Origin of the sequence: Chromobacterium sp. IIBBL 290-4 (genome assembly GCF_024207115.1) — a bacterium.
Classification (GTDB): Bacteria; Pseudomonadota; Gammaproteobacteria; order Burkholderiales; family Chromobacteriaceae; genus Chromobacterium.
The window spans coordinates 2,669,129-2,692,244 of record NZ_CP100128.1 but is presented as its reverse complement, the minus strand read 5'-3'; the positions used below and the strand labels follow the sequence as shown (position 1 = coordinate 2,692,244).

At 62.4% G+C, this 23,116-nt stretch carries 21 protein-coding genes; 12 read left to right on the top strand and 9 right to left on the bottom strand.

Annotation, left to right across the window (positions count from 1 at the left end; translation table 11 throughout):
- Position 1: 1 nt before the first annotated feature.
- The 3 genes from NKT35_RS12380 (at position 2) to NKT35_RS12370 (ending at position 2,216) form a co-directional block, all read left to right on the top strand.
- Positions 2-760 carry a CPBP family glutamic-type intramembrane protease gene (locus NKT35_RS12380; RefSeq protein ID WP_254293354.1) on the top strand — a complete coding sequence of 253 codons (759 nt, stop codon included), beginning with the start codon at positions 2-4 and terminating at the stop codon, positions 758-760.
- 11 nt (positions 761-771) lie between these two features.
- Positions 772-1,611 (top strand): NADPH-dependent 7-cyano-7-deazaguanine reductase QueF, encoded by an 840-nt coding sequence (gene queF, locus NKT35_RS12375; protein ID WP_254293352.1) that lies wholly within the window; start codon positions 772-774, stop codon positions 1,609-1,611.
- Positions 1,612-1,691: 80 nt separating this feature from the next.
- A complete protein-coding gene (locus NKT35_RS12370) occupies positions 1,692-2,216 on the top strand; it encodes a DUF2165 family protein (protein WP_254293349.1) in 525 nt (174 codons plus the stop codon).
- 52 nt (positions 2,217-2,268) lie between these two features.
- Here NKT35_RS12370 and NKT35_RS12365 read toward each other — a convergent pair whose 3' ends face one another.
- A complete protein-coding gene (locus NKT35_RS12365) occupies positions 2,269-2,946 on the bottom strand; it encodes a pseudouridine synthase (RefSeq protein WP_254293347.1) in 678 nt (225 codons plus the stop codon).
- Between the two features lie 154 nt (positions 2,947-3,100).
- On the opposite strand from NKT35_RS12365, the gene NKT35_RS12360 reads away from it, so the two are divergent.
- Both NKT35_RS12360 and NKT35_RS12355 read left to right on the top strand, forming a co-directional pair.
- On the top strand, positions 3,101-3,805 hold the full coding sequence (locus NKT35_RS12360; protein ID WP_254293345.1) for an alanyl-tRNA editing protein: 705 nt from the start codon (positions 3,101-3,103) through the stop codon (positions 3,803-3,805).
- Positions 3,802-4,494, top strand: coding sequence for an MOSC domain-containing protein (locus NKT35_RS12355; protein ID WP_254293343.1), 693 nt, complete (start codon positions 3,802-3,804; stop codon positions 4,492-4,494). Before NKT35_RS12360 ends, NKT35_RS12355 begins: the two co-directional genes overlap by 4 nt.
- A 46-nt stretch (positions 4,495-4,540) precedes the next feature.
- On the opposite strand, the gene dtpA is transcribed toward NKT35_RS12355, so the two are convergent.
- Both dtpA and NKT35_RS12345 read right to left on the bottom strand, forming a co-directional pair.
- The gene (dtpA, locus tag NKT35_RS12350; protein WP_254293341.1) at positions 4,541-6,028 is read right to left on the bottom strand and encodes a dipeptide/tripeptide permease DtpA; all 1,488 of its coding nucleotides are present in this window, start codon (positions 6,026-6,028) and stop codon (positions 4,541-4,543) included.
- A 415-nt stretch (positions 6,029-6,443) separates the two neighbouring features.
- Positions 6,444-7,364 carry a LysR family transcriptional regulator gene (locus NKT35_RS12345; RefSeq protein ID WP_254293339.1) on the bottom strand — a complete coding sequence of 307 codons (921 nt, stop codon included), beginning with the start codon at positions 7,362-7,364 and terminating at the stop codon, positions 6,444-6,446.
- Between the two features lie 93 nt (positions 7,365-7,457).
- Between NKT35_RS12345 and lysA the strand changes: the two genes are divergently transcribed.
- A complete protein-coding gene (gene lysA / locus NKT35_RS12340; RefSeq protein ID WP_254293338.1) occupies positions 7,458-8,717 on the top strand; it encodes a diaminopimelate decarboxylase in 1,260 nt (419 codons plus the stop codon).
- Positions 8,718-8,800: 83 nt separating this feature from the next.
- Here the strand turns inward: lysA and NKT35_RS12335 are convergent, their stop codons facing one another.
- Positions 8,801-9,115 (bottom strand): BON domain-containing protein, encoded by a 315-nt coding sequence (locus NKT35_RS12335; RefSeq protein ID WP_254293335.1) that lies wholly within the window; start codon positions 9,113-9,115, stop codon positions 8,801-8,803.
- A 201-nt stretch (positions 9,116-9,316) separates the two neighbouring features.
- Here NKT35_RS12335 and mltA point away from each other — a divergent pair, with 201 nt between their 5' ends.
- The 5 genes from mltA (at position 9,317) to tyrS (ending at position 17,822) form a co-directional block, all read left to right on the top strand.
- On the top strand, positions 9,317-10,576 hold the full coding sequence (mltA, locus tag NKT35_RS12330; protein WP_254293333.1) for a murein transglycosylase A: 1,260 nt from the start codon (positions 9,317-9,319) through the stop codon (positions 10,574-10,576).
- A gap of 1,049 nt (positions 10,577-11,625) precedes the next feature.
- Positions 11,626-13,095 carry an amino acid permease gene (locus tag NKT35_RS12325; RefSeq protein WP_254293331.1) on the top strand — a complete coding sequence of 490 codons (1,470 nt, stop codon included), beginning with the start codon at positions 11,626-11,628 and terminating at the stop codon, positions 13,093-13,095.
- Positions 13,096-13,140: 45 nt separating this feature from the next.
- Positions 13,141-15,075 carry a pyridoxal phosphate-dependent decarboxylase family protein gene (locus NKT35_RS12320; RefSeq protein ID WP_254293329.1) on the top strand — a complete coding sequence of 645 codons (1,935 nt, stop codon included), beginning with the start codon at positions 13,141-13,143 and terminating at the stop codon, positions 15,073-15,075.
- A 125-nt stretch (positions 15,076-15,200) separates the two neighbouring features.
- Positions 15,201-16,430, top strand: a complete 1,230-nt coding sequence (locus NKT35_RS12315) for an amino acid permease (RefSeq protein WP_254293327.1) — start codon at positions 15,201-15,203, stop codon at positions 16,428-16,430.
- Positions 16,431-16,571: 141 nt separating this feature from the next.
- Positions 16,572-17,822, top strand: coding sequence for a tyrosine--tRNA ligase (gene tyrS / locus NKT35_RS12310; RefSeq protein ID WP_254293325.1), 1,251 nt, complete (start codon positions 16,572-16,574; stop codon positions 17,820-17,822).
- Between the two features lie 81 nt (positions 17,823-17,903).
- On the opposite strand, the gene NKT35_RS12305 is transcribed toward tyrS, so the two are convergent.
- From NKT35_RS12305 to NKT35_RS12285, 5 genes are all read right to left on the bottom strand, one after another.
- The gene (locus tag NKT35_RS12305; protein WP_254293323.1) at positions 17,904-18,620 is read right to left on the bottom strand and encodes a GntR family transcriptional regulator; all 717 of its coding nucleotides are present in this window, start codon (positions 18,618-18,620) and stop codon (positions 17,904-17,906) included.
- 205 nt (positions 18,621-18,825) lie between these two features.
- Positions 18,826-19,746 carry a DUF3667 domain-containing protein gene (locus NKT35_RS12300; RefSeq protein ID WP_254293321.1) on the bottom strand — a complete coding sequence of 307 codons (921 nt, stop codon included), beginning with the start codon at positions 19,744-19,746 and terminating at the stop codon, positions 18,826-18,828.
- Between the two features lie 84 nt (positions 19,747-19,830).
- Positions 19,831-20,175: a hypothetical protein gene (locus NKT35_RS12295; RefSeq protein ID WP_254293319.1), complete on the bottom strand. Its 345-nt coding sequence runs from the start codon at positions 20,173-20,175 to the stop codon at positions 19,831-19,833.
- 73 nt (positions 20,176-20,248) lie between these two features.
- Positions 20,249-21,013: a DUF1223 domain-containing protein gene (locus NKT35_RS12290; RefSeq protein WP_254293317.1), complete on the bottom strand. Its 765-nt coding sequence runs from the start codon at positions 21,011-21,013 to the stop codon at positions 20,249-20,251.
- Positions 21,014-21,099: 86 nt separating this feature from the next.
- Entirely contained in the window at positions 21,100-21,981 is an 882-nt protein-coding gene (locus NKT35_RS12285) for a LysR family transcriptional regulator (protein WP_254293315.1), read from the bottom strand.
- Between the two features lie 104 nt (positions 21,982-22,085).
- Here NKT35_RS12285 and NKT35_RS12280 point away from each other — a divergent pair, with 104 nt between their 5' ends.
- Positions 22,086-23,072, top strand: coding sequence for a zinc-binding dehydrogenase (locus NKT35_RS12280; RefSeq protein WP_254293313.1), 987 nt, complete (start codon positions 22,086-22,088; stop codon positions 23,070-23,072).
- The last annotated feature ends 44 nt before the right edge of the window (positions 23,073-23,116 follow it).

The window sequence follows — 23,116 nt, the reverse complement described above, 5'->3', positions numbered from 1 at the left end:
CATGCGCCAAGCGCTCAAGGCCATGCCCCAGGCCGAACGCCAGGCTTTGACCGTATTGCTGGTCAGCAGCCTGTGCATGGTCTGGCTGCAATATCCGGCCAACCGCTACTGGATGCTGCAAACACTGGCCCTGGCCTTGCCGCAGGCGGCCGATTGGTTCCGCGCCGCCGTGGTGCATAATCCGCATACCGAGCTGTTCCGCGTCGCCTATTGGGCGCTGGCCAGCATCGCCGGCTATGTCGCGCTGCCGCTGCTGCACATCCGGCTGAAAGGCGGCAAGCTGGCCGACTATGGCATCGCCATGCCGGACCGCGCCACGCTGCGCGCCGACCTGAAACTGTTTCCGCTGTTCTACGGCTTGATGCTGCCGCTGGTATGGTGGGCATCGGCGCAGCCCGGCTTTCTCGCCGTCTATCCTTTCTTCCGCTTGAGTCCGGGAGAAACGCTGTGGCCGCACTGGCTGCTGTGGGAGATGTTGTATTTCGCCCAATTCGCCGCGCTGGAGTTTTTCTTCCGCGGCTATATGGTGCACGGGCTCAAGCCCAGGCTGGGCTGGCTGGCCGTGTTCGTGATGATCATTCCTTATTGCATGATCCATTTCGAAAAACCCGCGCTGGAAAGCCTGGCCGCCATCATAGCCGGCGCGGCGCTGGGCTTGCTCAGCTACCGCTATAAATCAATCTGGCTGGGCGTGGCGCTGCATTGCAGCGTGGCGCTGACCATGGACCTGATGGCGCTGTGGCGCAAGGGTCTGCTGTAAAGGAAACCATCATGAACACGCATGCCACCACTCCCGAACATTCGCCGCTGGGCAAAACCGTCAGCTACCAGGATCAATACGATCCCAGCCTGCTGTTCCCGATCGCGCGCCAGACCAAGCGCGACGAGATAGGCGTGGATGAGGCCGCGCTGCCGTTTGCCGGCGTGGACATCTGGACCGGCTTCGAGCTGTCCTGGCTGAACGCCAAAGGCAAGCCGCAAGTCGGCATCGCCACCTTCCGCATTCCGGCCGCCAGCCCCCGCTTGATCGAATCCAAATCGTTCAAGCTGTATCTGAACAGCTACAACCAGACCCGCATGGACAGCGTGGACGCCCTCTCCGACCAGCTGGCGCGCGATCTGTCCGCCGCCGCCGGCGCGGAGGTTTCGGTTGCCATCCTGCTGCCGCAGGCCTTCGCCGCCGAACGGGTGGCAGAGCTGGCCGGCGAATATATAGACGATCTGGACATCGAGGTGGACAACTACGCGCCCTGCCCCGAGATCTTGAAGGCAGACGCCGCCGACATCGTCAGCGAGACGCTGTGCAGCAATCTGCTGAAGTCCAACTGCCTGGTCACCGGCCAGCCGGATTGGGGCAGCGTGCAGATACGCTACACCGGCCCGAAAATCGACCGCGAAGCGTTGCTGAGATATCTGATAGGCTTCCGCCGGCACAATGAATTCCACGAGCAATGCGTGGAGCGCATCTTCGTCGACGTGCTGCGCGCCTGCGCGCCGACCGAGCTCACCGTCTACGCCCGCTACACCCGCCGCGGCGGCCTGGACATCAACCCCTGGCGCAGCAATGCGGAATCCGCGCCGCAAGACAATATCCGCGCCGCCCGCCAATAAAACCGAGGGACCATGCGCTTGCGCATACCCAACAGCATTGCCCATGATGCGCTTTCATACCAATAAAATGAAAGCGCATCATGCCCTTCCTCTCCCACCGCGCCGTCCAACTGCTGAGCAAAGGCCTGCTCGCCCTCTCCATCGGCCTATTCGGCCTGATGGTCGCCGGCGGCAATCTGCTGGACTACGACTCCAACTGGCAATTCGTCCGCCACGTGCTGAGCATGGACAGCATGCAGCCCTGGTTCCATGGCGAAGCCTTGCGCGGCCGTGCCATCCACAGCGAAACCATCCAGCGGCTGGCCTACGCCGCCATCATCGCCGGCGAACTGGCCACCGGCCTGCTGTGCGCGGCCGGCGGCGCGATGCTGCTGGCCGCATGCCGCCCGGCGCGCCGCATCTGGCTCGCCCGCGGCAAAGCCTGCTTCACGCTGGGCGCGACGCTGGCCATATTGGTATGGCATACCGGCTTCGCGGTGATAGGCGGAGAATATTTCGCCATGTGGGCCAATCAATGGAACGGCCAATTCAGCGCCTACGCTTTCAGCGGCATCGCGCTGCTGGCCTTGATCTATGTGAACCAGCCGGAAGCGCCTGCCGCGTAAAAAAACCGCATCGTCGCGCAACGATGCGGTTTTAGCGAGCCTATCCGGAAGATCAGAACGGCGCAGCGGCCTCGAACTCCATCTCTTCAAACGTCACCGGATGGCGCAATACCAAGCGCGAAGCGTGCAGCAGCAGCCGGTCGGCCTTGGCCAAAACCTCCGGCGACGCATAGATGTTGTCGCCGAGAATGGGGTGGCCGGCTTCCAGATGCAGCATGTGCATGCGCAGCTGATGGGCGCGGCCGGTCTGCGGGTCCAGCTCCATCCGGCTGACATTGCGGGTGGTGTCGCGCAACATCACGCGGTAACGGGTGATGGCTTCCTTGCCCTCGTTGAAGTCCACCTTCTGCCGCGGCCGGTTCGGCCAGTCTATGATCAGCGGCAGGTCTATGGTGCCGCTATTGCTCTCGACGATGCCTTCCACCACCGCGATATAGCGCTTCTTCACCTTGCGGTCCATGAAGGCGATGGACAGCGCGCGCTGCATTTCCGGGCCGCGGCCCATCACCACCAGGCCGGAGGTGTCCATGTCCAAGCGGTGCACGGTCAGCGCGTCCGGGTACACCTTTTGCGCGCGGCTGATCAGGCAATCCGCCTTGTCGTCGCCGCGCCCCGGCACCGACAGCAGGCCGCTGGGCTTGTCCAGCACCAGCATGCAGTCGTCGACGTAGACCACGTTGAGGCCTATGTCCGGCGGCGGATTGTAGTGTTCGAGATTATGTCTTTGCATGGCTAACGGCTTTGAAAATCGATTGGCGGCGATTATCGGCGCTAAGGCCTTGGACTACAAGCTGTTACCGTCGATTGTCCGCACTGTTGTCACTTGAAAATATCCACCCGCGCCATCAATCTGTCATAACAAGAGCAAACAAGGACGCATCGCCATGGAACAGTTTTATCAAGATCCTTATCAAACCCGCCTCATCACCCGCGTGCTGAGCCACGACGATGCCGGCCTCGCGCTGGAGGACACGCTGTGCTATCCGCTGGGCGGCGGCCAGCCGGGCGACAGCGCCACGCTGACCTTGGCGGACGGATCGACGCTGCGCATCGCCGACACCCGCCGCGACCGCGAATCCCGCGTCATCCTGCATCAAACCGAAGGCGACGCCCGCCTGGCGCCGGGAGCCGAGGTGACGCTGGAGCTGGACTGGGAGCGCCGCTACCGCCATATGCGCATCCACACCTGCATGCATTTGCTGGGGATTGTGATCAAGGCCGGCGTCACCGGCGGCAATATGACTGCGGAGCACGGCCGGCTGGATTTCGCGCTGCCGGAAGGCATGGAGCTGGATAAAGAACAGATCGAGGCCGAGCTGAACCGGCTGGTGGCGGCCGATCTGCCGGTGACGGTGAAGATGACCAGCGGCGCGGCGCTGCAGGCGCAACCGGAGCTGATCCGCACCATGTCGGTGACCCCGCCGCTGCATCTGCCGGAAATCCGCCTGATCGAGATCGAGGGCGTGGACTTGCAGCCCTGTGGCGGCACCCACCTGGCGCGCACCGGCGAAGTGGGCCAAGTCAGGGTCAAGAAGATAGAAAGCAAAGGCGCGCGCAACAAGCGCGTGGTGCTGGAGCTGGTGGAATGAGCCAAGCGCCCATCATAGGATCGGTGCTGGCGGTGCTGACCGGCAAAGCCGCGCCCTTCGTCCGCCCCGGCGCGGTCAGCGCCATCGCCAAACAGCCGGCCAGCGGCCGCGTCTACGCGGGAGAGCTGGGCTTGGACGGCGACGAGCAAGGCGACCCGCGTTTTCACGGCGGCCCGCACAAGGCGCTGCACCTTTACGCCTTCGAACACTACGCCCGCTGGCGCGAAGACATCGGCGCGCGGCCGGTGCTGCGCCAGCCCGGCGCCTTCGGCGAGAACATCAGCACCCTGGGCGTGGATGAAAGCACGCTATGCCTGGGCGACCAGTTGGCCATAGGCGCCGCGGTGCTGGAGATATCCCAGGGCCGCCAGCCTTGCTGGAAGCTCAACCATCGCCTGGACCAGCGCGATATGGCCAAGCGCCTGCAGGACAGCGGCCGCACCGGCTGGTATTGCCGGGTGTTGCAAAGCGGCGAGATCGGCGCCGGCGATGATATACGGCTGCAGGCCCGCCCACATCCCGAGTGGAGCTTGGCGCGGCTGGCCGAAGTGTTCTACCAGCGCGGACTGGAGCGGGAGCTGCTGCTTGAGGCGGCCAAACTGCCGTTGGTGGAGTCGTGGCGAACGCTGATCGAGAAAAGACTGGAAAGCGGCCAGTTGGAAGACTGGAGCCGCCGGCTGGAAGGATAAAAAAACGGGGACCGTGCGGTCCCCGTTTTGGATTGCCAAGCTTGGCTTAGCGGGCGTCCAGCGCCATTTCGTGCTCAGGCTGCTCTTGCTTTTCGCCCAGCGTCATCCGATGCAGCCACGGCGCGATGATGATGGTCAACAACGCGATCCCGCCCGTCACCACGCCGATCTGGGTGAATACGCGGCTGTAGATTTCCAGCGTGACCAGCGGGTTGGTGACGTTGTCCGGCGCGGCGGTCAGGCCGGCCACCCAACCGGCGATCACCGAAGACGCGGCCGAGGTGAGGAACCAGGCGCCCATGATGAAGCCCATCAAGCGCTGCGGCACCAATTGCGCCACCATGGCCAGGCCCAGACCGGAAATCAGCAGCTCGCCAATGCTCTGCAGCAGATAGCTCAGCACCATCCAGTTGGACGACACCATGCCCTGGGCGTTGGCGTACTTGGCGCCCAGCGGCAGCACCAGGAAGGCGCCGGCGCACAGCACCATGCCGATGGCGAACTTGTGCGGCATGGGCAGGCGATTGCCCAGCTTGTTGTAGCAGATGGCGAGCAAGGGGCTGGCCAGCATGATCCAGAACGGATTCAGCGACTGGAACTGCTCCGGCTGCACCGCGATGCCGAACAGATTATGTTCGGTATTGTGGATGGCGAAGAAATTCAGCGACAGCGGCATCTGGTTGTACAGCACGAAGAACACGGTTGCCTGCAGCATCAGGATGGCGGCCACGATCATCTTCTTGCGCTCGGAGCCCTTGAGCAGCAGCGTTTCCTTGACGAAGAGGCCGATCACGCCGGCCGACAGCACGCCCAGCACCACATTGGCGATGATTTCATGCTTCAGCAGCAAGGCGGCGCCGCCGCAGGCCACCACCACGCCGGCCAGCACGGCCAGCCAAGTCGTCAGCTTCGGGGTGCGGAAGTCGGCTTCGGAACCGTAATCCTTCACCCAGCCCTGCATCAGCAGGAAGTTGACCACGGTGATCATCATGCCCACCACCGACAGCGCGAAGGCATGGGCGTAGCCGAACTGGTCAGCCAGCCACGGCGTGGCCAGCATGGACAGCAGCGAGCCGACATTGATCGCCATGTAGTACATGGTGAAGGCGCCGTCCAAGCGGGGATCGTTTTCCTCGTAACACTTGGACAGCAGCGAGGACGGGTTGGCCTTGAACAGGCCGTTGCCCACCGCGATGGTGCCCATGCCCAGATACAGCAGGCTGATATTGCCGGCCGAGGCGGTCACCATGGCATAGCCGGCAGTCAACACCAGCGCGCCCAGCAGAATGGTGCGGCGGGTGCCCAGCACCTTGTCGCCCAGCCAGCCGCCGACGGCCACCAGGCCATACACCAGCGCGATGAAGGCGGAAAACAGCGTGAACGATTCAGCCTCGCGCAGGCCCAGGGCCTTGACGAGATAAACAGCCAGGATGCCCTGCAGGCCGTAGAAGCCAAAACGTTCCCAGAATTCGATCGAAAAGATCAGATAAAACGGCTTGGGCTGCCGCAAGGGATTGAGCGCGGTCGAAGACATAATGAGTTCCTTGTGATTCCAGAACTGCCGCGGACCCGTGAGGCGCTCCCGCAAAGGATGGCGATGCCGACAGACGCTAGACGCGCAGGCCATCGCCTTCACGCCAAGGTGAGACAGACAGTGGTCACTACTGAAATTAACGCAAGCTATTGCTATCAAATGGGAAAGCGCAACAATCCCCGCTTTTTTCTATCCCGAGATAGCATTTGTTAACTATTGATGAAGCAAGTCGCCCCCGCTGTCAATCTTTGGCGGCCAAACATGGCAACAATATGCCATAAGCAAAGAAATCATCTCCACGTCAAACCATAAAACGAACACTTGTTGGGATGAAATGCGCAGATCAGGGAAAGATTATATTAACCAAGCGGAATATTAAGAAATATTGCTGCGAATCCCCGCCATTTGGAACCCATCACCCCAAACTCAGTCTCGCCGCCAACTCCGCGTCCAAATTCGACACCCGCTCGCGCAGCGCGTCGATGAATCTCAAGGGCAAGGGCGAAGCCGGCCGGAACTGCGGCAGGGCCAAATGCAAGCCAAAAGGAATCGACACCCTCAAGCGCCGCACGATCAGCCCCTCTCCCGCCGACAAGGCGCTCAGCGGATTGACGATGGCCACGCCCAGGCCCAGCTTCACCATCTCGCACACCGAGGCCGCGCTATGGCTGGACAGCTGCATCTTGCGCGCCACGCCCTCGGCCGCGAACCAGGCGTCCACTTGCTGCCGATAACTGTCGCTGGCCGCCAGGCTGATGAAGGACAAGCCGGCGAAGTCGCTCGCTTCCAGCAGCGGCCTCTGCGCCAGCGCATGCCCCGCCGGCAAGACGCATAGCTCATCCCCTTGCCACAAGGCCATGGCCTGGCAGCCCGCCGGCGCCTGCGGCTGCTCCGCCAGCCCCAGGTCGAAACGCTGCGCCGACAAGCCTTCCTCCAGCCAAGGCGACTCCAGCGGCGTGATATCGACGCCGACATCGGGAAAGCCGGCGATGAAGTCGGCGCAGGCCGCCGGCAACAAAGACTGGGCGAACACCGGCAGGCTGGCGATGGCCAGCTGGCCGCCGGCGAACTGGCGGATGGCCGCCGCGCTGGCGACGATGCGATCCAGGCCGGCGAAGCTGCGCTCCACCTCGGCGAACAATTGCAGCGCCTGCTGCGTCGGCCTTAAACGGCCATGGGCGCGCTCGAACAGGATCAGCCCCAGCAGTTGCTCGCAACGCGCCAGCTCGCGGCTGATGGTGGGCTGCGAAGTGTGCAGCAGCCGCGCCGCGCCGCTGACGCTGCCGGAGGTCATCACCGCCCGGAAAATCTCGATATGCCGCAAATTGACCGCCATCGCGCCCAGCCCCCGCAAAATGTCTTATCCATATCATAAATGAAAGGTTAATCGACAAATTGCTATTTTATTTTTGTGTGGATTGGAACGAAGATGGGCTATCGCTATTGGAGCCTCGCCATGCACGCCTTCGACCAACGCCAGCTCGCCGCCATCGCCCGCCAATACGGCGCGCCGCTGTGGGTGTACCACGCCGACACCATACGTAGCCGCATCGCAGAACTGAAAGCGTTCGACGTGATCCGCTATGCGCAGAAAGCCAACTCCAACACCCATATCCTGCGGCTGATGCGGGAACAGGGGGTGAAAGTGGACGCGGTGTCGCTGGGCGAGATCGAGCGCGCGCTGACCGCCGGCTATCAAGGCGGCGGCGCGGAGCCGTCCGACATCGTTTTCACCGCCGATGTGCTGGACCGCGCCACGCTGGCCAAGGTGGTTTCGGCAGGCATTCCGGTCAACGCCGGCTCCATCGACATGCTGCGCCAGCTGGGCGAGGCCGCCTCCGGCCATCCGGTATGGCTGCGCATCAATCCCGGCTTCGGCCACGGCCACAGCCAGAAAACCAATACCGGCGGCGAAAACAGCAAGCACGGCATCTGGCACGGCGATCTGGCCGAGGCGCTGCAGGCGATCAAACAATACGGACTGAAGCTGGTCGGCATCCACATGCATATCGGCTCCGGCGTCGACTACGGCCATCTGGAGCAGGTTTGCGGCGCCATGGTGGAGCTGGTGGCGCGGCTGGGCTGCGACATCGAAGCCATTTCCGCCGGCGGCGGCCTGTCCATCCCCTACCGCGACGGCGACAGCCGCATCGACACCCAGCATTACTTCCAGCTATGGGACACGGCGCGCAAGCGTATCGAGGCCAGCCTGGGCCATCCGGTGCGGCTGGAAATCGAGCCCGGCCGTTTCCTGGTGGCCGAATCCGGCGCGCTGCTGGCCGAGGTGCGCGCGGTCAAGAATATGGGCAGCCGCCATTTCGTGCTGGTGGACGCCGGCTTCAACGACCTGATGCGCCCCTCGCTGTACGGCAGCTATCACCACATCACGCTGCTGGATGCTCAGGGCGTGGAAAAGACCGGCCGGATAGACACCGTGGTGGCCGGCCCCTTGTGCGAGTCCGGCGACGTGTTCACCCAGCAGGAGGGCGGCACGGTGGAAACCCGCCCGCTGCCGCCGGCCCAGGTGGGCGATTTGATGGTGTTCCACGACACCGGCGCTTACGGCGCGACCATGTCGTCCAACTACAATAGCCGCCCCTTATTGGCCGAGGTGCTGATAGACGGCGGCGAGGCGCGGCAGATCCGCCGCCGCCAGACCATAGCCGAGCTACTGGCGCTGGAGGCCTAGCGCTCAAGACGGCAACACCGTGCGAATGCGAAGAAGCCGGACATTGTCCGGCTTCTCGCACATTCCCTCGCCTGCGGGGAGGATCAGCCCTTTTGTTCCATCTTGTTGATGACGAACTTGACGCCCGGCACCTGCTCGGCGATCTGGCCGGCCTTGAACATTTGCTGATCTTCGTTCATCTGGCCTTCAATGGTCACTTCGCCCTTCTTGCTGCTCACCTTCAGATCCAGCGCCTTCAGCTCCGGATCGGCGTCCAGCGCCTGCTTCACAACCGCAGCCAGCTGTTCGTCGGTCGGTTCGGCCACCGCGGCGGCGCCTTCGGCGTAAGCATGGGTGGCAAAGGCGCCGGAGAAGGCCAGCGCGGCCAGCAACAGGGTACGGCTTGCAACTTGTTTCATCTTCTTTCTCCAAATTTCTCGCGACAAACACCGGCATCCGGCCGGCGGACCACACGGAACGACGATATGTTAGCTGGGAAACTTTTCCGTTTTGTTGCAACTCGATGACTTCACATCATTCGCAAGCGCGTAGCCGCGATAACCTGCCGGCGCGTTACAATCCTAACCCTCACCGAAGAGAAGGCCGCAGGGCCTGATGGCATGAAGCAGATACTTTCCCTGAAAAGCTGGCCGCTATGGCTGGCGCTCGCGGCGCTGGCCGGTTGTTCCACCGCCCCCACCGGCAGCCGCCCCGCCACTCCGTCTTATCCCGCCTCCAGCGCCGCCAGCGACACGCCCGCGGCCCTGCCGGGCTGGTCCAGCCAGAATCTGGGCGAAACGCTGCAAGGTTTGAGACAAAGCTGCCGGACACTGCAGAAAAAAACCGCCTGGAGCGCAGTCTGCCGCGAGGCCGGCACGCTGGCGGCCAATGACGGCGACGCAGCCAGACGTTTCTTCGAAAACCGTTTCACCGCCTGGAAACTCAATGACGGCAGCCGCGACAGCGGCCTGATCACCGGCTACTACGAACCGCTGCTCAACGGCAGCCTGAGCCGCTCCGAGCGCACGCCCTGGCCGGTGTACGGCGTGCCGCGCGATATGGTGAGCGTGGATGTGCCGATGAGCCAGCGCGGCCGCGGCACGCTGCGCGCCAAGCAGGCCGGTCCGGGCCGCCTGGTGTTGGCGGCGGGCGGCAATATCGAGATCAATCCGGCGGACTTTCCCGTCGACCCGCGCGGCATCCGCCTGAAAGGTCGCCTGTCCGGCTCGCGCCTGTTGCCCTACTTCACCCGCGGCGACATCAATCAAGGCAGCATCGCCGGCAGCGCGCCGGTGATCGCCTGGGTGGAAGACCCGGTCGAGCTGTTCTTCCTGCAAGTGCAGGGCTCCGGCCGCATCCAGCTGGACGACGGCAGCTTCCTGCACGTCGGTTTCGCCGACCAAAATGGCTATGGCTACCAGTCGATAGGCAAATGGCTGGTGGACAAGGGCGAGATGAAGCTGTCCGACGCCTCCATGCAGGGCATCAAGGACTGGCTGGCGAAAAACCCGCAGCGCCGCGACGAGCTGTTGGCGGTCAACCCCAGCTATATCTTCTTCAAGACGCTGCCGGGCGACAACGGCGGCCCGATAGGCGCGCTGGGCGTGCCGCTGACCGGCGGCTACAGCATCGCCGTCGATCCGCGCTACATCCCGCTGGGCGCGCCGGTTTACCTGTCCACCACCTGGCCGCACTCCACCGAGCCGCTGCAAAGGCTGGTTCACGCGCAAGACACCGGCAGCGCCATCAAGGGCGCGCTGCGCGCCGACCTGTTCTGGGGCTTCGGCACCGAGGCCGGCATGTACGCAGGCCGGATGAAGCAGCAAGGCAATCTGTGGTTGCTGCTGCCCAAGGGCCTGGCGCCGCGCGATTCGCTCTAAGCCGACGGCGCAAGGCCTAGGCTGGGCAATCCCCGCGCATCATCTCATGCATGCGTTGGCGGGGATTTGCCCACGTTGGGCGTTGGCGTTTAAGCCATCCGCGCGGGCCATGGTTCTATGGGGCAACCATGGAGGGCTGGCCGCTCACGGGGTATTGGAGACCGCTTCTCAGAGGCTTAGCCTCATCGCGGCGGAACGCTTAGTGGGGACTGGCCTCATCGCGGCGGAACTCCCCGTAGGGGCTTCCGCCCTACCGCTCCCTGCCTAGGGCCGAAGACGTAGGGTGGGCAATCCCCTCACCGCGCATCATCTCATGCATGCGTTGGCGGGGATTTGCCCACGCTGGGCGTTGGCGTTTAAGCCATCCGCGCGGACCATGGTTCTATGGGGCAACCATGGGGGGCTGGCCGCTGCGCGGGGTATTGGACGCTTCGTAGAGGCTTGGCCTCATCGCGGCGGAACGCTTCGTGGGGACTGGCCTCATCGCGGCGGAACGCCCCGTAGGGGCTTCCGCCCTACCGCTCCCTGCCTAGGGCCGAAGACGTAGGGTGGGCAATCCCCGCTCCGCGTTTCTCTCCTGCATGCGCTGGCGGGGATTTGCCCACGCTGGGCGTTGGCGTTTAAACCATCCGCGCGGGCCATGGTTCTATGGGGCAACCATGGAGGGCTGGCCGCTCACGGGGTATTGGAGACCGCTTCTCAGAGGCTTAGCCTCATCGCGGCGGAACGCCGCCGTGAACCGTGGGCTTCTGCCCGACAAGGAGCGTTCCGCCAAGCGAACAACCCATCCCGCATGCCGATTTGCGCGCTCGCGCCGCTTTTTTCCGCCTCCCGGCATCATTCGCACAAAAAAAATTTTACCTAGTCCTTTCCCCGCCGCATCCCTTGCCAGCCGGTTCTCTTAGCTTAAAAATTTCGAAATTTAATTATCATATCGATATATTCAATTTTTACGATGTTGATTGTCGTCAAATTAACATTCCATCGAACGAATGTACGATTTTCGAAATTTTTAATTCTTTCGTTTTAATCCTCGATGGAGTTCCGCAATGACGACCCCTGACAAGGCGCCCGCCAAGATCGGCGTCTTTACCTTCGTCATGATCACGGCAGCCGTCGTGGTCAGCGTCCGCACGCTGCCCATGACCGCACAGCCTGGCATGATGACCCTGTTCCTGACGCTGGCCGCCGCCCTGCTGTTCCTGGTGCCGACCGCGCTGGTTTCCGCCGAGCTCGCCACCGCCTGGCCGCAAGACGGCGGCCTGTTCATCTGGGTGCGCGAAGCCTTCGGCGAGCGCATGGGTTTTGTCGCCGTCTGGATGCAGTGGATCCAGATGGTGTTCGGCATGACCTCGATCATCATGGTGATCGCCGCCACCTTCGCCTATGTGTTCGACCCGGCGCTGGCCAGCAACAAGCTATACATGCTGGCCATGATCGCGGGCATCTGGTGGGGCTGCACCCTGGTCAATATGCGCGGCGTGAAAACGCTGGGCTGGGTTTCCACCATCTGCGTGAGCCTGGGCGTGTTCCTGCCCGGCATCGTGCTGATCGGCTGCGGCATCGCCTATCTGGCCAGCGGCCACCCCATCATGACCGACGTGTCCTTGAGCTGGAACAATCTGGTGCCCAGCTTCAGCGACAGCGGCACGCTGGGCCTGTTCATCGGCTTCATCTTCGTGGTGATGGGCATGGAGGTTTCCGCTTCCAATGTCTCCTCCATCAAGGACGCGCGCCGCAACTATCCGATCGCCATCATCCTGGTGTCGGTGATCATGGTGTTGCTGTCGGTGATCGGCTCCGCCGCCATCTTCGTCGCCATCCCCAAGGAAAAGATCTCGATGACCGCCGGCCTGATGCAGGCGTTCGAGCTCTACTTCAATCAATGGGGCATGGGCTGGCTCGCGCCAGTCATGGGCTTGTGCATCGGCCTCGGCCTGGTCGGCCAGGTGAACTCCTGGGTGCTCGGCCCGGTGCGCGGCCTGCAAGCAACCGCCGACTCAGGCGCGCTGCCGCAATTCCTGCAAAAGACCAACGCCCACGGCGTGCCGGTGACCCTGGTGCTGATCCAGGCCTTCGCCATCACCCTGGTCGGCATCCTGATCACCGTGATGCCCAATGTCGACAACTTCTACTTCATGTTGATGGGCCTGACCGGCCTGGTCTATCTGGTGGCCTATCTGTTCATGTTCTCGGCCGCCATCTATCTGCGCTACAAGCGCCCTGATGTGGAACGCAGCTTCAAGGTGCCCGGCGGCAATGCCGGCATGTGGATCTGCTCCGGCCTCGGCCTCGCCATCTCCTTGCTGGCCGGCTACCTGGGCTTTATCCCGCCGGGCAGCTTCAAAGGCTCCGGCAGCGTCTATCTGCAGTTCCAGCTGATCGGCCTGGTGGTGATGCTGGTGATCCCCTTCCTGGTGTACGCCTACGGCCAGAAAGCCAAGCAGGCCCGCGTGTCGGCCGGCGTGGCGCCCAACACCTCTCCCGCGGCCAAAGCCCGCTCCGCCGAAGGCAAATAAGCCCGGCCGATTCGAACCCGAGATTTCATTTAGAAAGTTGCAGCAATGACTAGCAAGCAAAATACCGGACTGAACGTCGACGCCCTGTTCCTGGGCCCCAAATCCGAAAACCGCGTGTTCTTCAAGGAAATGATGGAATACGCCGTGACCGAGCACCTGCACTGGCGCGCCGACTTCCACCCGGAAGACCCGGCCCTGGTGAGCCCGGTCGAGCAGCACGCCACCGACTTCCGCCAAACGCTGTACCGCACCGAAGGCATCCTGCGCCAGCTGTCGTCCAAGCTGAAGAACACCTCGGTGCCCTGGTTCTCGCCGCGCTACCTCGGCCATATGAACGCCGACACGCTGATGGTTTCCAACCTGGCGTACGTGATGACCATGATGTACAACCCGAACAACTGCGCCCACGAAGCTTCGCCGACCACCACCGAACTGGAAGTGGAAGCCGGCCTCGACCTGTGCCGCATGTTCGGCTATGACGTCAAGCGCGCCTGGGGCCACATCACCTCCGGCGGCACCGTGGCCAACTACGAAGGCATGTGGGTGGCCCGCAATCTGAAGACCATGCCGCTGGCCATCGCCCAGCACGACAAGGCCCGCGACCTGGTGGCCGGCAAGAGCGAAAAAGAGCTGCTGAACATGGCGCCGTCCGCCGTGCTCGACCTGACCGACGAATTGAAAAAGCGCGGCATCTTCGAGGAAATCCGCGCGCTGTCCTGCCGCGGCGTGGGCATCAAGCAAGGCTCGCTGGGCAAGATCCTGGTGCCGCAATCCAAGCACTACTCGTGGATGAAGGCGATGGACGTGCTGGGCATCGGCCAGGAACACGTAGTGCCGCTGCCGGTGGACGAGAACTACCGCACCGACGTGGCCAAGATGCGCGAGATCACCTTCAAGCTGATCGAAGAAGGCCAGCCCATCCTGGCGATGGTGTCGGTCGTCGGCACCACCGAAGAAGGCTCGATCGACCATGTCGACGAAGTGATCAAGCTGCGCGCCGAGTGCGAACAGAAACACGGCGTGTCCTTCTACGTGCATGTCGACGCGGCTTACGGCGGCTATGTGCGCGCCATGTTCCTGGACGAAAACGACCAGTTCATGGACTACGACAAGCTGGTGGCCCGCTACCGCGCCGAAGACATCATCCCGGAAGGCGTGACTTGGCCGAAGCGCGCGGTGTACGAAGGCTTCAAGGCCATGGCCGAAGCCGACTCCATCACCGTCGACCCGCACAAGGTGGGCTACATCCAGTACGCCGCCGGCGCGGTGTGCATGAAGGACAAGCGCATTGTCGACCTGATCTCCTACCACGCCGCCTATGTGTTCGAAGAAGTGGATGAAGAAGCCGGCGCCGACACCAAGGTGGTGCTGGGCTCCTCCATCATGGAAGGCTCCAAGGCCGGCGCCACCGCCGCCGCCGTCTGGGCCGCCCACCGCCTGGTGCCGCTCAATATCTCCGGCTACGGCAAGGTGATCGGCCGCGGCATCGTCACTGGCGATTGGTTCGCCCAGCGCCTGGCCTGCGCCCGCCCGCTGACGGTCGGCAAGCGCCAGTTCGAAGTGCGCCCCATCATGCATCCGGACTTCCATATGGTGAACTTCACCTTCAAGGAAATCGGCAACGACCGCCTGGAAGACCACAACCGCCTGAACAAGAAGATGTACGAGATCTGCTCCTACGCTTCGGGCCGCACCTACACCAACGACTTCCTGACCTCGTCCACCTCGCTGACGGTGGAAGAGTACGGCGACACCCCGTGGCACTACGTGCAAGGCCGCGGCTTCAGCCGCGAGGAATGGGACAAGGTGGCCAGCGTCTACATTCTGCGCGCCGCGGTGATGACCCACTTCCTGCGCAAGGCCGAAGACTTCGACGCCTACTGGGAACAATTGCAGGACGTGTTCACCGCCAAGCTGGCCCAGATCGTCGACATGGAAGATAAGGAAAAGCCGGCCGCGCCCGCCCGCATCGCCGCTTAAACCCCTTGCCGCTCCGGTTTCGCCGCCGGAGCGGCTTTTCAATTCAGGACCCTATCCCACCGATGAGTTTGTCCGGTTTCTATGAACGCATCCTTCTGTTCGTGAAGGATGGCTGAGGATTTTCCATGCAAGTCAATTTCAAGGCGCTGGGCGCCACCTTGCTGATTTCCGGCACCATGCTTGGCGCCGGCATGTTGGCGCTGCCGCTGGTTTCCGCCGGCATGGGCTTCGGCTTCGCCAGCCTGACCCTGCTGCTGATCTGGGCGCTGATGACCTATACCGGCCTGATGCTGCTGGAAGTGTGCCTGGCCTTCCCCGAAGGCAGCGGTTTCGACGTCATCGCCAAGACCCTGTTCGGCCCCAAGGGCCTGTATGTCATCAACGCCAGCCTGTTGCTGCTGCTGTACGCGCTGTCTTCCGCCTATATCTCCGGCGGCGGCTCCACTTACGAATCCAATCTGCACCATTATCTGGGCCTGTCGCTGCCGCCCAAGCTGGTTTCGCTGGGCTTCACCGTGCTGATCGGCCTGATCGTCTTCGCCAGCACCACGGCGGTGGACAAGGTCAACCGCCTGCTGTTCAGCCTGAACATCCTGATTTTCCTGGCGCTGAGCCTGTCCATCCAGCCCTATGTGGCCAGCGGCAATCTCAGCAACGGCGGCGATTCGGCCAAATACATGCTGGCCGCCATCCCGATGTTCCTCACCGCCTTCGGCTTTCACGGCAGCGTGCCCAGCATGGTCAAATACCTGGGCGCCGACAAGCCGCGCCTGCTGCGCAATGTGTTCATCGCCGGCAGCCTGATTCCGCTCGCCGTCTATACCCTGTGGGTGTTCAATACCCTGGGCGCCCTGCCGCGCTTCGGCGACCACAGTTTTCAGGCCATTTCGGCGCATAAGGGCTCGGTGGGCATGTTCCTGGACGAATTCCACGCGCTGGTGCAAAACCCGCAAGTGCCTACGCTGCTGTCGGCGTTTTCGTCGATCGCGCTGTTCACCTCTTATTTATGCGTGTCGCTGGGCTTGTTCGACGCCATGGCCAGCACGCTGCGCCGCGGCGACGCCGCCCGCGAGCGGCTGCAGACCGCGCTGGTGACCTATCTGCCGCCGCTGATCTTCGCGCTGTTCTTCCCCAAGGGCTTTGTGACGGCGCTGGGCGCGGCCGCGATTTTCCTGACCATTCTGGCGGTGCTGTTCCCGGTGTCCGCGTTGATCAAGCTGCGCGGCCAGGACGATTACAGCCCGGCCTACCGGGTCAGCGGCGGCGGCGCGCTGCACTGGGCGATAGGCGGCGCCGGCCTGCTGATCATCCTGTTCCAGATTCTGGTGATGCAAGGCCGTCTGCCAGTGTTCTAAGACCCGACACGATAGGGACGCGCGAGCCACTCGTGACGTCGATCAAGGCGCGAGGGCTCCGGCGGAACTTTCTATCGGAGCCTAAGTCGCACCTTATGCAATGGAGGTAAAAAATTGAAACAATCGACTTTAATCCGTGATATGCAAGCGCGGGGCCTGATTTCCCAGGTGACCGACGCCGCCGCTTTGGACGAGCTGCTTTCCCGCGAACACATCACCCTGTACTGCGGTTTTGACCCCACCGCCGACAGCCTGCACCTGGGCCACCTGGTGCCGCTGCTCTTGCTCAAGCGCTTCCAGATGGACGGCCATCGCCCCATCGCGCTGGTCGGCGGCGCCACCGGCATGATAGGCGACCCCAGCTTCAAGGCCAGCGAGCGCAAGCTGAACACGCCCGACGTGGTGGCCGGCTGGGTGGATAAAATCCGCCACCAAGTGGAGCCCTTCCTGTCTTTCGACGGCGACAACGCCGCGCGCATGGCCAATAACTACGACTGGTTCGGCCAGATGACCGTGCTCGATTTCCTGCGCGACATCGGCAAGCATTTCTCGGTCAACGCCATGATCAAGAAGGAGTCGGTGCAGCAGCGCATCAACCGCGACGACGTGGGCATTTCCTTCACCGAGTTTTCCTACAGCCTGCTGCAGGGCCATGACTTCGTCGAACTGAACCGCCAGCACGGCTGCCGGCTGCAGATCGGCGGCTCGGACCAGTGGGGCAACATCACCGCCGGCATCGACCTGGTGCGCCGCGTCAACCAGGTTCAGGCTTTCGGCCTGACCATGCCGCTGATCACCAATAGCGACGGCACCAAGTTCGGCAAGAGCGAAGGCAATGCGGTATGGCTGGACCCGAGCAAGTGCTCGCCCTACAAGTTCTACCAGTTCTGGCTGAACGCGGCCGACGCCGATGTTTACCGCTTCCTGCGCTACTTCACCTTCCTGTCCAATGAGGCCATCGACGCCATCGAGGCGGCCGACCGCGCCCGCGACGGCAAACCGGAAGGCCAGCGCATCCTGGCCGAAGAGGTGACGCGGCTGGTGCATGGCGAAACGGCGCTCGCCGCCGCGCAGCGCATCACCGAATGCCTGTTCGCCAACGACATCGCCAAGCTGTCGGCCGAAGACTTCGCCCAATTGGCGCAAGACGGCCTGCCCCACCACGCTTGCGCAAGCGGCGAGTTGGCGCTGCCGGACGCGCTGCTGGCTTGCGGCCTGGCGGCCTCCAAAACCGAAGCGCGCACCTTTATTCAAAGCGGCGCGGTGGCGGTCAACGGCGTCAAGGCCGAGCAGATAGAAGACAAGCTGAGCCGGGACGGCAGCCTGTTCGGCGCTTATACGCTGATCAAGCGCGGCAAGAAGCAGTACGCCTTGTTAGTATGGCCTCGCTAAGGCCGCATCGGGCCGCCTGAGCTCTGAGCACTGCATCCAAGCCGCCCTTACGGCGGCTTGGCTCCGCCGGATGCTTCGGCCCTAAACGGCCTGACTGGCCTGCTTGGGAAAAGACTCCGCGGTCAGCCCTTCCGCCACGGTCATGATATGAGAATAGTGCTGATCCAGCAGCTCCATGGTCCGCGCCACGTCGCGGGCCAGCACCGCCTGCATGATGGCCTGATGCTCGCCTTCGTCGCTATAACGCAGCCCGCTGGGCAAGGACGGATCGAACCAGATGTGGCGATAGCGCTCCAGACGGTTGTACAAGGACTCCATCAGATCGATGATCAGCGGCGAATGGCCGCCATTGATGATGGCCAGGTGGAAAGCCATATGACGATCCGCCCAATCCTGCAAATCCACCGCCGGATTGGCCAGATCCATCCGGCTGAGGCGGTGATAGCTGGACAGCACGGCCAACTCCCAGGCCTCGTCCCCCTGCTCCAGCGAGCGCCGCACCGCCTGCTCCGCCAGCGCGCGACGCACGAACAGGATGTCGCGCAGCTCGTCGAGGGAAATCGGCGCCACCCAGAAACCGCGCTGCGGCTCCATCACCACGTATTTGTGCCAGGACAATTGCAGCAAGGCCTCGCGGATGGGCGAGCCGCCCACCTCGTAACGCGCCTTCAACTCATTGAGCAACAGCTTCTGTCCAGGCTTGTACACCCCCAGCAGAATGTCCCTCCGCAGGGCGTTGAAAACTTTGCTGGACAAGGTTGCGCTGGCACCGACCGGCTCTTTCTCCGACAGGGACATCAGGATCTTTCCATAGGGGTTGTGGCGCGGAATCAGGGCCAAAAGGGGAAAATGCTACCTCAATTTGGCAAAAGTTGCGGATTTTCCGCCCGTCCAGCCCCATTTCAGGCCTAGCCATTTACAATGACAGACGGCATTAGATATATCCAATCAAAGACTTGGAAAGTCAATGCCGTCCAAGCGCCGATTCGCTCGAAGCGCCTTTTTACAAAGACAGCAGCAACAGCAACAGCATGCCGATCAGCGCCAGGCAGCTATAGCAAAACAGCAGCAGCAGCGTGCGCATGGCCGTCGAAAAACCGCCTCCACCATACACTCGGCGCAAACCCAGCCATAGATAGACGGGCGTGCCGAAGAAAAACAGCAGGCCGCACCCCGCGGGCCAGACAAACCCCAGGCACAGCACCAAAAACAGCCAGGCGTGCAAATGCAGCGTGAACACCAGATGCATGCCGTACACCCGATGCCGGCCGATATAGGTCAACAATAGCAAGATGGCGAACAAGGGCATCAGACAGAACAAGGCATATGGCGCATGGCCAAGCAGCGAATGCATCAACTCGGCATTGGCCTGTTCCGGCTGTTCGCGAAACGCCTTGAGCGTATGCCCCAGATGCTCGCTCCAACGCTGCAACCACCGGTCAGCTTGCGCATTGCCGGTTTGGGTGATTTGCACGGCGCCGCGGTCGGCATCGGCCACCAACCAATCGCGATCGGCATCGCTGGCTTTCGCGGGGGGCATAGTGGATGCCTGGGTGGCGACATGCTCGCCGGCGCGCTTGCCGGGAGAGTCCAGCGTAACAATAGGGCCCTGCAGCAAGCCAAGCAACACGAAGAAAATGAAACTGATGCTGAGATACAGCTGAAAGGGTTTGACGTATCGTTGCCGCCTGCCTTTCAAAAACTCTTCCGTCAGGCTGCCCGGCAAAAACAAGAGCTTGAGCAGACTGCGCGTCAACGCGCCTTCCAGGCTGACATAGTGGTGCAGATATTCATGGATGAATTCCCATAGCGAGGGGATCTCGATATGGGTTTTCTGGCCGCATGCCGGGCAATACTGATTGTCGATCGGCTGATCGCAATTGGCGCAATGGCTGGGAGCTGTCGAGTGTTTTTGAGCGCTCATGGCAGATCCGCAAGTTGAAAGTCCTCATCTTAACCAGCCATTTACACAATGCCAACAACATGAAGGCCGACATCCCCATTCAGATCAGACGGTTTGCGCATCCTCCTCGGACAGCCTGCCCAAGCGGATCAGCCGCGACGTGATCGCGCCCCGGCTGCGGCCATGCTCGGCGGCGATCTGCTTGAGCTCCCGCCCCTCATCAAAAGCCTGCAGCAAGCGCGTCTCTTCCTCCTCGCTCCAGCTTCGGCCCGCATTGCCGGGCGCGCTTCTGGCGGGCTTGGCCGCCTCTAGCGCGTGCGCAGCCATAAACAAAGCCCGGATCACATCCGGCTGATTGAATAAATCATGTTGCGGCAGCGCTTCGCCGCTGATTGGGTCTATGCCGCTGGCCAGGGCTTCGATGATATGGCGGGCTTCGGCGGGCAACATGGCATCTCCTTCGGAAAAATAAGCTCACTAAGCCTAGCCTCATCGCTGCCATCCTCTACCGCCCCCTGTCTGATCAGCCACCTGGACAAGCGGCCATCGCCGCCTGCCAGACTTGACCGCTTTCATCCTCAAGCCAGGCGACGACGCCGCTCTGCCCCACCTTCTGCCCGGCAGCGAAACGCAAATGCCGGCCCAGAGCCGCCGCCCCCGACAAGGCATAAGGCCCATCCAGCCGGCGCACCACCACGGCATGCCGCAACGCGCGGCCGGCATTCTCTCCTGCCGCCACCTGGCTTTGCAGACCGTTCTCATACAGCGCCAGCATCAAACGCAGGGATGGAGCCGATGCCTCGCGCTTCACGACCGCGTCCACATCAATGCCATCGCCTGCAGCGCGGATGTCCAAGCGCAGCGAGACGGGCGAACGCCCTGCCGGCAATGAGGCGCGCAGGCTGTCATATCCCCAGGCGCGCCAGTCCCGGCCATTCAGCAATACCTGCGGGGTGTAGACCAGGTCGCTGCCAGCCTGCGCCGCCCGCCAACGCTGTCTTTGCGAATAGGCCGGATCGGCAAAGCGGTCGCGCCAGCCCAGGCCATCCCAATAATCGACATGAAAAGCCAGCGGCGCCACCTTCCGGCCATCCCATCCCGCAGCCGATAATCCGCGCAGCCAGGCATCGGCAGGCGGACAGCTGCTGCAGCCTTCCGAGGTATACAGCTCCAGCAGGGCCACGCGCCTTGCCATGTCCGACTCCGCCGACGCACGGCATGCGCCGGCATCCGCCTCCACCGCGCTCGAGGCTAGCGCCAAGCCCCAAATCATGATTTGCTTCGCCATTCGCATTTGTCGCGCCTCCTATCTCACCTTCCATGAGTCAGTCGCGCGGACAAGCAAAAAATGACACGGCTACGCGCGGCATTCGCTCAGTCGCTCGCACCAGACAAGTGCGCCCATAAGGCGGATGCCACCGGCCCCGTCGCCCTGCCGCTCAGCCTAGCCGCGACAATATCCAGGCGGGAACGGCGGAAATATTGACCTTCCAATGACAGCAAAGCGCCGCTGGCCAGCTCATCGCAAACCAGATGCAGCGGCATATGGCCCCATCCCATGCCTTCCAGAATCAAACCTTTCTTGGTGTGCTGATCCGCCACGGTCCAACTGGCGGCATCCCGGATCAAGAAATAGTCTCGCCCCGGAACGCGGGCGGAGTCGCGGATGATCACCTGCACATGCGCCCGCATCATTTCCCGCGTCATCGCCAATGGCGATCGGCCAGCCAACAAGCTGGGCGCGATCACTGGCACCACCTCGACCGGCATGAGATCCACCCATTCGAAGCGGGAGTCGGATTTATCGATATGATGAATGATCAGATCCGCCTCTTCCGCCAATAGGCGCTCCCAAGGACCGCCTATCACCTCGAAATGCAGATGCAGACGCGTGCGCGGCCAGTTTTGAAAAAAACGCTTCAGCGAACCCAAAGCCTCCCTCGTCGGCGTCAAATCCCCCACCACCACCCGCAAATCGGTTTCTTCGCCTCTTTGCAGTTGTTCGCACACCGCGCTCAGACCGGCCGCATGCTCCAGCAGCGACTGGGCATGGCGATGAAACGCCTCGCCTGCCAGCGTCAGCCTAACGCGATAGTGGGTACGGTCCAGCAGCACCAGGCCAAGCCGCTCTTCCAGATGTTTGATTGCCGAGTGGATGGCGGGGTGGCTGCGGTGCAGCTTTTGCGCCGCCGCTTGAAAACTTCCCTCGCTCAGCACCGCGTCCAGGCAGGCCAGCTCATGTAATGTAAAGTCCATTGTTATTTAATCTTACAATCTTTTGCCAATCTTTTAAATTTTTACAAAACAAACGTACCGCTACACTGGGCTCACTTTCAAATTAACGCAGAGGAGCGGATGTCATGCGCGCAATCGTGAGACAACAGTACGGCGGACCAGAGCACTTGCATATCCAAGACCTTCCCCAGCCTATCGCCAAAACGGGCGAAGTGCTGATAAGGGTACGCGCCTTCGGCCTGAACCGGGCGGAACAGTATTTCCGCCAGGGCTTGTGGGGAGAAGTGGCCGCCATCTCCGGCATCGAATGCGCGGGAGAGGTGGAATATGATCCCAGCGGACGATTGCAGCCGGGACAAAAAGTCATCGCCTTGATGGGGGGCATGGGCCGCAGCCGCAATGGCAGCTACGCGGAATGGGTCAGCGCGCCAGCCGGCAATGTCGTGCCGATCCGCACCAAATTGGACTGGGCCCATCTGGCGGCGCTGCCCGAGTCCTACGCCACCGCCTGGACTTGTCTCCATGACAATCTGGCGCTGCAAGCCGGCGATACTCTGCTGATCCGCGGCGCGCTTTCCGCTCTGGGTCAAGCCGCGCTGCAGCTGGCCAAACAGCGCGGCGCCAAAGTCATCGCCACAGTCAGGCATGAATCCCGGTTGACGGCCGCGCAGGGCTTGGGCGCGGACGAAGCCTGGATCGAATCGCCTTCTTTATTCGACGCCACGTCAGCCAACGGCGCTCAAAGCGTGGACAAGGTACTCGATCTCGTCGGCACGTCCACCCTGCTGGACTCGCTGCGGCTGGCTAAACGAAACGGCCGCGTATGCATGGCTGGCTTTCTGGGCGGCCATGCGCCGCTGGCCGACTTCGACCCCATGGTCCATCTGCCCAGCGGCCGCCATCTGAGCTTTTTCGCCAGCGCGCTGGTTTTCGGCAGCGAAGAATATCCGCTCGGCGATATCCCGTTTCAGCAAATCATAGATTGGGCGGAAAGCGGCGCCATACAGGCGAAACCGGTTCGTGTTTTCCCGTTCGAGGAAATACAGGCGGCTCACCGCTTATTGGACGCGCAAACGGCAGGCGGAAAAATCGTCGTAATGGGCGGAGCCTAGACCGGCGTTTTTAATAAGGCAGCTTGACCTTCAAGCCTGCCTCC

Excerpts from the sequence above, each read along its gene's own strand:
- NKT35_RS12295 (WP_254293319.1), bottom strand. The coding sequence starts at position 20,175 with ATGTTGCCCGCCGAAGCCCGCCATATCATCGAAGCCCTGGCCAGCGGC.
- NKT35_RS12365 (WP_254293347.1), bottom strand. The coding sequence starts at position 2,946 with ATGCAAAGACATAATCTCGAACACTACAATCCGCCGCCGGACATAGGC.
- NKT35_RS12345 (WP_254293339.1), bottom strand. The coding sequence starts at position 7,364 with ATGGCGGTCAATTTGCGGCATATCGAGATTTTCCGGGCGGTGATGACC.
- NKT35_RS12370 (WP_254293349.1), top strand. The coding sequence starts at position 1,692 with ATGCCCTTCCTCTCCCACCGCGCCGTCCAACTGCTGAGCAAAGGCCTG.
- NKT35_RS12360 (WP_254293345.1), top strand. The coding sequence starts at position 3,101 with ATGGAACAGTTTTATCAAGATCCTTATCAAACCCGCCTCATCACCCGC.
- NKT35_RS12290 (WP_254293317.1), bottom strand. The coding sequence starts at position 21,013 with ATGGCGAAGCAAATCATGATTTGGGGCTTGGCGCTAGCCTCGAGCGCG.
- NKT35_RS12305 (WP_254293323.1), bottom strand. The coding sequence starts at position 18,620 with ATGTCCCTGTCGGAGAAAGAGCCGGTCGGTGCCAGCGCAACCTTGTCC.
- NKT35_RS12325 (WP_254293331.1), top strand. The coding sequence starts at position 11,626 with ATGACGACCCCTGACAAGGCGCCCGCCAAGATCGGCGTCTTTACCTTC.
- tyrS (WP_254293325.1), top strand. The coding sequence starts at position 16,572 with ATGCAAGCGCGGGGCCTGATTTCCCAGGTGACCGACGCCGCCGCTTTG.
- lysA (WP_254293338.1), top strand. The coding sequence starts at position 7,458 with ATGGGCTATCGCTATTGGAGCCTCGCCATGCACGCCTTCGACCAACGC.
- NKT35_RS12380 (WP_254293354.1), top strand. The coding sequence starts at position 2 with ATGCGCCAAGCGCTCAAGGCCATGCCCCAGGCCGAACGCCAGGCTTTG.
- dtpA (WP_254293341.1), bottom strand. The coding sequence starts at position 6,028 with ATGTCTTCGACCGCGCTCAATCCCTTGCGGCAGCCCAAGCCGTTTTAT.
- queF (WP_254293352.1), top strand. The coding sequence starts at position 772 with ATGAACACGCATGCCACCACTCCCGAACATTCGCCGCTGGGCAAAACC.
- NKT35_RS12355 (WP_254293343.1), top strand. The coding sequence starts at position 3,802 with ATGAGCCAAGCGCCCATCATAGGATCGGTGCTGGCGGTGCTGACCGGC.
- NKT35_RS12320 (WP_254293329.1), top strand. The coding sequence starts at position 13,141 with ATGACTAGCAAGCAAAATACCGGACTGAACGTCGACGCCCTGTTCCTG.
- NKT35_RS12300 (WP_254293321.1), bottom strand. The coding sequence starts at position 19,746 with ATGAGCGCTCAAAAACACTCGACAGCTCCCAGCCATTGCGCCAATTGC.
- NKT35_RS12335 (WP_254293335.1), bottom strand. The coding sequence starts at position 9,115 with ATGAAACAAGTTGCAAGCCGTACCCTGTTGCTGGCCGCGCTGGCCTTC.
- NKT35_RS12285 (WP_254293315.1), bottom strand. The coding sequence starts at position 21,981 with ATGGACTTTACATTACATGAGCTGGCCTGCCTGGACGCGGTGCTGAGC.
- NKT35_RS12280 (WP_254293313.1), top strand. The coding sequence starts at position 22,086 with ATGCGCGCAATCGTGAGACAACAGTACGGCGGACCAGAGCACTTGCAT.
- NKT35_RS12315 (WP_254293327.1), top strand. The coding sequence starts at position 15,201 with ATGCAAGTCAATTTCAAGGCGCTGGGCGCCACCTTGCTGATTTCCGGC.
- mltA (WP_254293333.1), top strand. The coding sequence starts at position 9,317 with ATGAAGCAGATACTTTCCCTGAAAAGCTGGCCGCTATGGCTGGCGCTC.